Source organism: Gemmatimonadota bacterium (assembly GCA_026706845.1).
Lineage (GTDB): Bacteria > Latescibacterota > UBA2968 > UBA2968 > UBA2968 > VXRD01.
The window spans coordinates 1-7,350 of the sequence record JAPOXY010000014.1 but is presented as its reverse complement, the minus strand read 5'-3'; the positions used below and the strand labels follow the sequence as shown (position 1 = coordinate 7,350).

Annotated in this window: 7 protein-coding genes; 3 read left to right on the top strand and 4 right to left on the bottom strand. The window is 53.1% G+C overall.

Annotated elements, in window-relative coordinates:
- A partial coding sequence (locus OXG87_01335) for a hypothetical protein (protein ID MCY3868165.1) occupies positions 1 to 466 on the top strand: 466 nt, incomplete at its 5' end.
- A 49-nt stretch (positions 467 to 515) separates the two neighbouring features.
- On the opposite strand, the gene OXG87_01330 is transcribed toward OXG87_01335, so the two are convergent.
- Genes OXG87_01330 through OXG87_01320 form a run of 3 tightly spaced genes read right to left on the bottom strand, consistent with a single transcriptional unit; the run spans position 516 to position 3,710 of the window.
- Positions 516 to 2,012 carry a leucyl aminopeptidase gene (locus OXG87_01330; protein ID MCY3868164.1) on the bottom strand — a complete coding sequence of 499 codons (1,497 nt, stop codon included), beginning with the start codon at positions 2,010 to 2,012 and terminating at the stop codon, positions 516 to 518.
- Positions 2,013 to 2,025: 13 nt separating this feature from the next.
- Positions 2,026 to 2,646, bottom strand: coding sequence for an MBL fold metallo-hydrolase (locus OXG87_01325; GenBank protein ID MCY3868163.1), 621 nt, complete (start codon positions 2,644 to 2,646; stop codon positions 2,026 to 2,028).
- Positions 2,643 to 3,710 carry a Gfo/Idh/MocA family oxidoreductase gene (locus OXG87_01320; GenBank protein ID MCY3868162.1) on the bottom strand — a complete coding sequence of 356 codons (1,068 nt, stop codon included), beginning with the start codon at positions 3,708 to 3,710 and terminating at the stop codon, positions 2,643 to 2,645. Before OXG87_01320 ends, OXG87_01325 begins: the two co-directional genes overlap by 4 nt.
- A 252-nt stretch (positions 3,711 to 3,962) precedes the next feature.
- On the opposite strand from OXG87_01320, the gene OXG87_01315 reads away from it, so the two are divergent.
- Positions 3,963 to 4,292, top strand: coding sequence for a hypothetical protein (locus tag OXG87_01315; GenBank protein MCY3868161.1), 330 nt, complete (start codon positions 3,963 to 3,965; stop codon positions 4,290 to 4,292).
- Positions 4,293 to 4,433: 141 nt separating this feature from the next.
- Positions 4,434 to 5,834, top strand: coding sequence for a trypsin-like peptidase domain-containing protein (locus OXG87_01310; protein ID MCY3868160.1), 1,401 nt, complete (start codon positions 4,434 to 4,436; stop codon positions 5,832 to 5,834).
- Positions 5,835 to 5,944: 110 nt separating this feature from the next.
- Here the strand turns inward: OXG87_01310 and OXG87_01305 are convergent.
- The coding region (locus OXG87_01305; GenBank protein MCY3868159.1) for a sulfatase at positions 5,945 to 7,350 on the bottom strand (1,406 nt) is incomplete at its 5' end.

Here is a 7,350-nt window from a genome sequence, read left to right as displayed (position 1 = left end):
TGCGCTTCTCGATCCCACGCGCGGGGGCGGGCACCTGTCCATAGAGATTCCCATTGGAGATTTGTATCCGACGTATTTGGCACCTTTTGTTGAGTTTTATCGGAAGGACGGTATTTCAGAAATTCCAGCGGGTGTTAGTCTGGTTTATAAAGCCCCTTTGTCCGATCAGTATGGTACGGTGTTTTTCGGGGTTGCTGGCGGGGTGTTGCACGCACGGGGATTTCCCGTGATTGTCGATGTACTGATTGACGGATCAGTACTTTATCTCGTAGATACAACGACCGGAGACTTTGTAAGAGAAACGTCAACCGAGGCGTTGATTGCCGTAGCAGGTGGTATGCGGTTTGATGTTTCTGAGAGCATAGGTGCATTTGTGCAGGGTCGCTGGTTTCGCGCTTTTGCGTCCGGGTCAACAAATAATTTTGGCATTCAGGCAGGGCTGATGTTCTCTTTGGGTGAGAGGTAGCGGACGAATCAGAAGTTTATATCCAGGCCGGGATTTATGTCCCGGCTTTTTATTTTACCGATTGATGGCGCAGGAAATCGATCAATAATCGCACGCCAACGCCCGTGGCTCCGATGGGGGTGTCGGGTTTGGTGGATTTTGTCGATGCGGTGCCGGCGATGTCGAGGTGTGCCCAGGAAAAGTCCTGGACATAGGCTTCGAGGAATGCGGCGGCGGTGAGTGCGCCCGCGGGCCGACCACCTGAATTTTTGAGGTCGGCCACATTGCTTTTGATGCTGTTTCTGTGACTGTCGAGAATGGGAAGATGCCAGGCAGTTTCACCGGTGCGATTGCCCGCTTCGTGGATTTGAGCGATGAGGTCGTTGTCGTTGCCCATCAAGCCACTAACTTCGTTGCCAAGTGCGGTGACACATGCACCGGTTAGCGTGGCCAGGTCGATGACTGCTTTTGGCTCGTAGCGTGCGCTGTATGCGATGGCGTCGATGAGGGCGAGGCGGCCTTCGGCATCTGTGCTGTGTATTTCAACGGTTTTGGTGCCGAGGGGATGCAAGATGTCACCGGGCCGATACGCGCGGCCATCGGGCATGTTTTCTGCGGCGGCAACCATGCCGATGACGCGGTGGGGCAGGTCGAGTTTTGCCACGGCTCGCATTGCGCCAATGACGGCTGCGGATCCACTCATGTCAAATTTCATGTCCCACATGCCGTCGCCACTTTTGAGGGATATGCCGCCCGTGTCAAAGGTTATGCCTTTGCCAATGAAGATGATTGGCGCGGCATTGGGATCGGCACCCGGGTGTTCCAGGATGACAAAACGAGGCGGTCGAGCACTCCCCTGTCCCACGGCGCTGAGGGCGCCCATGCCTTCATTTGAGATGCGCTGTTCGTCAAATATTTCACAGGAAAGTCCGGTTTCACGAGCCATTTCCAAAGCGCGGTCGGCCAGTGTCGCCGGTGGCAGGTCGTTGCCGGGGGTATTGCTCAGGTCGCGGGAGAAACACACGCTTTCGGCGATGATTTGTCCGGTATTCGCGCCTTTTTCCACATCGGTTTGTTTGGATGTGTCAAATTCGATGAGGGTAAATGTGTCGAGATGTTTGGGATTGTCATTATTTGTTTTGTAGTTGGTGAATTTGTAGTTGCCGAGAATCGCGCCTTCAACGGTGGCCTGTGCAGCGTCGGAAACATCGAGGCCGCCTATGCCACCGCCGTGTATGATGGAGGCGAGGGTCTTTGCGCCGAGTTTGATGGCTTCTCTGGTCGCAGATGCGGATGCGAGGCGCACTTGATTGGGGGTGAAGGCTTCTCGTTTGCCCAGGCCAACGATAATGAGGCGCGGCGCGGCTCGACGGGGATAGAGTACGGCGGTCTGGTTGCGTTTGCCGCTGAAGTCGCCGCCTGCGATGAGGTCGGTAATAAGCCCGTCCAGCGCGCGATTGGCTGCACCTGTTGCGCCGCCCGGTTCTGTGACGCCTTCAAAGAGGTTGAGCACGATGGCGTCTGTCGTACTTTCGAGGATGTTGCCGATGGTGGTGGAGATGTTCATGTGAGAATTGGTCCTATATGAGAAATGGGTTGATGCGTTTTTCGCGGTCTATGGTTGTGTCTGGCCCGTGCCCGGGGTGAAGTATTGTGTCGTCGGGGAGGGTGAGGATTTTGGTGTGGATTGAGTCCATGAGCGTTTGCAAGTCTGCGCCTTCGAGGTCGGTTCGGCCAATAGAGCCAGCGAATACCGTGTCGCCAATAATGGCGTGGCCCGGCCAGGTGAGGGCGATGTTGCCGGGCGCGTGACCCGGTACATGGAGGATGTTCAGGGTTTTGCGGCCAAAGACTACGGTGTCGCCTTCATCGATAAAGCGGTCGATTTTGGGCGGTGGGTCGGTTTGAAGGCCCAGGGGTGCGACAATGTCTGTAAGCGCCTCGACCATGAATACATCGGCTTTGTGGATGGCGAATGGCGCGCCGGTTTTTTCTTTTAGGGATGCGACGCGCCCTATGTGGTCAAAATGTCCGTGTGTGGCAATTATTTCGACGACTTTGATATTGTGGTCTTCGATGAACTGAAGTATGGTGTCGGTATCGTCTCCGGGATCTATTACAATGCCTTTGCGCGTTTTTTCGCAGGCGAGGATGTAACAATTGACTTCAAGCGGACCGACGATGGTGGATATAAAGATCACGATAGTTCCTGCGCGATTTTTACTTCTTCGCCCGTTTCCTGGCTGCGATAGATGCCGTCGAGGATTGCCATGACTTGCAGCGATTGCTCGGCGGGTACGGGTGATGGTTTGCCTTCGGCGATGGCCCGGGCAAATTCGACGCATTCCTGGGCGTGGGGTTCGAGTAGATCGCGGGTATTTTGCAGGGTGCGGTTGTAGTGTTGTTTTATATCGTTGTTGCTTTGATAGATTTCGCAACTGGGCCAGTGGCTGCCTCCTCTGGTGCCGTAGAGCCACATTTGCATGTCTTCGCCCTGCGTTTTGTGGTGGAGTAGCCAGCTGACTTCGAGCACGAGGGTTGCGCCATTGTCAAAGCGCACAAATGCTGCGGCGAAGTCTTCGACATCGAACTGCGCCGATGGGATGAGACCCCAACTGCTGAAGGCGCCTTTCTGGTGGGCGATTTCTGCACGGGCGACACCGGTGACGGATACGGGATTGGGGTTGTTCATGAACCAGAGTGTGAGATCAAGGATGTGTACGCCGATGTCGATGCAAGGACCGCCACCGCTGTGTTGTTTTTGTATAAAGCCCGGTGTGTTTGGTGCCCCTGAGCGGCGGAGCATCCAGCTTCGCGCGTGGTAGATGTCTCCGAGTACGCCTGTGTCGAGTTCGGCTCGCATGGCTTTTGATTTGCCCGAGAAACGAAAATGCTGCGCTGTCATCAGGGTTTTGCCAGATTTGTCGCGTGCGGCAATCATGTTTTTGATGAGTGCCGGGTTGGGGGCGAGCGGTTTTTCGCAGATGACGTGTTTGCCCGCTTCAAGCGCGGCAATGGCCAATGGGGCGTGATAATTGTTGGGGGTGCAGATGTCGATGATGTCGATATCGGGATTTTTGAACAGGTCTTCCGGATCGGTAGATAGGATGGATATGTTGTTATTTTTTCCCCAGTGGTTCAGTACGTCTGCGTCAATATCGCTGCCAGCAATCAGGTCGGCATGTTCGGAAGCGGCCCATCCGGGAATGTGGGTGCGCGCGATGCCGCCAACGCCGATGATGCCGACTTTGAGTTTGTCTGCCATGGTGCTCCTTTCAGGTTTCAGTTGGATTCTCTTGATGAGGGCAAAAGATAATATCGCAGCGCATTGAGGGAAAGTTTTTTTTAGGATAAAAATGACATTTACCCTTGACGCATATACAAATGTTCACTATATTTATAGCGAGTGGAAGATGGAATATAATATTCTGTAAAAATTGAATTTAGGAAAGTTTTTGTGATTATATACGACGATTTATGTCGGTATATTCACCTAACTTAGATAGGAGATGTTCCCATGAGACGAGTTATTCCCATGTTGGGTATCGATTCAGGATCAAAGAAGGTACAACGGACTACTTCCCGGTCCCGTTTTATCCCTCAGTTTCGTCGGGAAGTCTGCGAGGTGATTAATCGCGTTCGCGCTGCTTATGGTCCCGTTCCCATGAAGACTGTGGCCGATTATCCCGAGGTCAAGGCCGCAGAAGCGACGATTGAACAGGCCGCGCGCTTGGTGTGTAGCGGGCTTGAAAATGTCAAAGTGTGGCGCGGTGCGCTGGTGGTTTACGAGTTGACATGGATGTCTGCACTGAAAAAGGTGCGTCCGTCGGATAAGTCAGCTGCGTAAGCACATTCTTCAGTTTAAAAAGGCTGAGATTCTCTGTGGATCTCGGCCTTTTTTTTTGTCATTGACGGGATTGGACAATTTCAGGAACTTTTGGCGCCTTGTGATATATAACTATCAATTGCTATAATGGAGAAATGGTGTATGCGAAGATGGATGTGGATACTGATTGCGGGATTTATGGTTTTGCAGGTCGAGGCAAAGATTGATCCCGAATCTCAGGCGACGATCGCGCAAATGGAAAAGTTCAGCGAGGCTTTTGCAGCGGTGGCTTCCGAGGTCAATCCAGGTGTGGTCGCGGTTATTAAAAAAAGAGATGTGCTGGTTGGGGTGCGAAGATCGACGGGCGATCCGTTTTTCGATTATCTTTTTGGCGGTAGGCAGTACCGGCAAGAACAGCGGCAACAGAGTTTGGGTTCTGGGGTTATTGTTTCTCGAGATGGCTATATTTTGACCAATAATCACGTTGTTGCAGAGGCCGATTCTATTGAAGTAGAACTCGGCGATGGCAGGACATTTGGCGCAATACTGGTGGGGACAGATCCACAGAGCGATGTCGCGGTGTTGAAAATTGATGGGCGCGATTTGCCCGCGCTAAAGATGGGCGATTCGGATAAGTTGAAGGTCGGTTCCTGGGTGCTGGCTATCGGCAATCCGTATGGTTTGCGGCATACGGTGACGTACGGTATTGTGAGTGCAATTGGACGGGGCAATTTAGATATTGTGGATTACGAAGATTTTATTCAAACAGATGCGGCGATTAACCCGGGCAATAGCGGTGGGGCAATGGTGAATTTGCGCGGGGAACTGGTGGGTCTGAATACGGCGATTTTATCGCGCAGCGGGGGCAGTCAGGGCATTGGGCTGGCTGTGCCAATTAATATGGCGCGCAATATTATGCAGCAGATTCTCGAAGATGGAGAGGTTAAACGCGGGTATCTGGATGTGGTGGTTCAAGATCTGACGCCGGGGCTTTCCGAACCACTGGGATTATCTGTGAATCGGGGTGCGTTGATTCAGGAGGTGGGGGAATTTGCCGAGCAGACGGGTTTGCAGCCGGGCGATGTGATTGTGGGGTTAAACGACCGCGAGATTTCCAGTGCAGATGAGTTTCTGACGCGTATTGCGCGAACCCCTCCGGGCGCACAGGTGATAATTGAGGTGGTCCGAAGTGGGGGAAATAAAAAGTTGCGCGTAACAGTGGATGCGTTTGATCCCTTTCGCGGTCTGAAGGAGATTGAGCGGCAACGCGTCCTGGGGCTGAATGTTCAGGAGATGACGCCCGGTATTGCACGTCAGTTTGGTTATAATGCACAATGGGGCATGCTCATTACCGATGTGAGAGCGGGAAGCGCGGCCGATGCGGCGCGTTTGCAGCGGGGAGATGTGATTCGCGAGATGAATCGCAAAGCCATGCGTTCGATGGGGGATTATGAAGATGTATTGGCAGAGTTGAAACCCGGTGACGAAGTCGGTATCATCATTCGCAGAGAGACCCGCCGGCACTATGCCAATTTTTATGCGGTACTCAAGGTGCCGAAGTAGCGAATCAACGGAGCGGGGTACAACTGGCCGCTTCTCAGGCCAGTTCATCAACGAATCAACGACGGAGTTTGTAGCAACTTTGGGTGGTAGGGCGGGGTTCGTCTATTCGTCTATTCGTCCACGTCTTTTATATACCGCTCGTCTTTTACTTTTGCCTGAAGGCGGTAGAGTTCGTCTTTGAGTTCGCGCACGATATCGGCGTATTCGGGATCATCGTACACGCTGTTGAGTTCATAAGGGTCTTTTTCGAGGTCGAAGAGTTCCCATTCGGGTTCTTTAGTGTCTTCGATTGATCCTTTTTGATTGAGGCCGTCGGCGTAGTAATAGATGAGTTTGTACTGGTGGGTACGCACGCCGTAATGGGCGTAAACATGGTGGTGCGTCAGGTGCATCCAGTAGCGATAATACATCGATGTTTGCCATCCTTCTGGTGTTTCGCCGTTGAGCAAGGGGCGAATGCTCGATCCCTGGAAGGTTTCGGGGATGTCAATGCCCGCGTAGTCGAGAAAGGTGGGGGCAAAGTCGGTGTTGAGGATCATGTCGGTGTTGATACTGCCGGGTTTGATTTCTCTGGGATAGCGAATGATGAAGGGCATGCGCAGGGATTCTTCGTACATAAAGCGCTTGTCATACCAGCCGTGATCGCCCAGGAAAAAGCCCTGGTCAGATGTGTAAATGACGATGGTGTTGTCGGTGAGGCCTTCCGCGTCGAGATAGTCGAGCATGCGCCCGACGTTGTCGTCAATGGAGGCCACACAGCGCAGGTAGTCTTTGATGTAGCGCTGGTATTTCCATTTTTTATCTTCTTCAGGTGAGAGGCCTTCAGGGGGTAATCCCTTGAGGTCATTTTTGTTCATGTCGCGGTCAACGCGCATTTTGGCGGCTTCGGCAGCGCTGGCGCGGTTGCTGTAGTCGTCCCAGAAGGTTTCGGGTTCGGGTATGTCTTCGTTTTCATACATGTGGGCGTGTTTTTCATCGGGTTCCCAGGCGCGGTGGGGCGCTTTGTGGTGGTACATGAGCATGAAGGGGCGATTTGTGTCCCGCGCTTTGAGCCAGTCGAGGCATAAGTCTGTGATGATGTCGGTGACATAGCCTTGATAGACTTTTTCTTCGCCCATTTCTATCATTTCGGGGTTGTGGTATAATCCCTGCCCGGGCAGGACATTCCAGTAGTCAAAGCCGGTGGGGTCGTGGATGCCACCGTGCCCGAGATGCCATTTGCCGATCATGGCGGTCTGGTATCCCGCCTGTTGGAATAGCTTGGGAAATGTGAGTTGCCTGCCGTCGAGATGGGTCGCCAGGGTGGTTACGCCGTTGATGTGGTTGTATGTGCCGGTGAGGATTACCGCCCGGCTGGGGGCGCAGATTGAGTTGGTGCAAAAGCAGTTGTCAAAGCGCATGCCTTCATTTGCTATGCGGTCGAGGTTGGGGGTCTGGTTGATGCGGCTGTTGTAGCAACTCATGGCATGCGATGCGTGATCGTCGGACATGATAAAGAGGATGTTGGGACGGTCTG